This is a genomic window from Aureispira sp. CCB-QB1, assembly GCF_000724545.1.
Classification (GTDB): domain Bacteria; phylum Bacteroidota; class Bacteroidia; order Chitinophagales; family Saprospiraceae; genus Aureispira.
This window is the reverse complement of sequence record NZ_JHBV01000090.1, coordinates 1-639: the sequence shown is the minus strand read 5'-3', so window position 1 is coordinate 639 and position 639 is coordinate 1. Positions and strand designations below refer to the sequence as shown.

1 protein-coding gene is annotated in these 639 nt (G+C 41.8%); it reads right to left on the bottom strand.

From position 1 onward, the window contains the following. Positions 1–545 (bottom strand): peptidoglycan-binding protein (locus CG11_RS26325; protein ID WP_052599932.1); only part of this gene is annotated, 545 nt, incomplete at its 3' end. Between the last annotated feature and the right edge of the window lie 94 nt (positions 546–639).

Below are 639 nucleotides of genomic sequence, written 5' to 3'. Positions count from 1 at the left end.
CTAGAAATTGCATTGGAATGAAAGGAATGCAAATAGCCGTAATAACCTCTTCTTAGATAGCTTCGAACCAATTCCGTGCGCTCCGACAACGACCAGTCCTTGTGTGGATGATAGGTGCGAATACATTGAATACCTTTCTTTGTACACTCCTCAATAAAAGCTTCCGCAGCTAGGCGATTCTCAAAACCTTCATAATAATGTCCTCGCTCGTGTAAGATCAAGTCTTTGTGATAGGCTCTTTTTCCTGGTGTTACGTATCGACCATTATCATCTATACCGCCATGACCTGCATCCACAAAAATGACAAAACGCCTGTTTCCAAAATGGAGCAAATTAGAATTGGATTGAACGGTTCTTATATAAACCAAATGCAATCTTGCCAATGTTTGGGGACCAGCAATGCCATCTAACTGTAAACCATGAATCTGCTGAAATTTTAAGACCGCCTGTGTGGTTGATGGTCCATAGTCGCCATCTACTGACAGACTAATATTCAATACCTTTCTCAAGCGGTATTGTAAGGTTTTAACGGCTTGTTTATCCATGTTTAGAATCAGTTTGGTGCTCGCCTTGGACCTCGATTCGAGTTTGTGCTCGATAGGCTGCCCAAATGCGTTTGGATTGTTTTTTACGATAGGC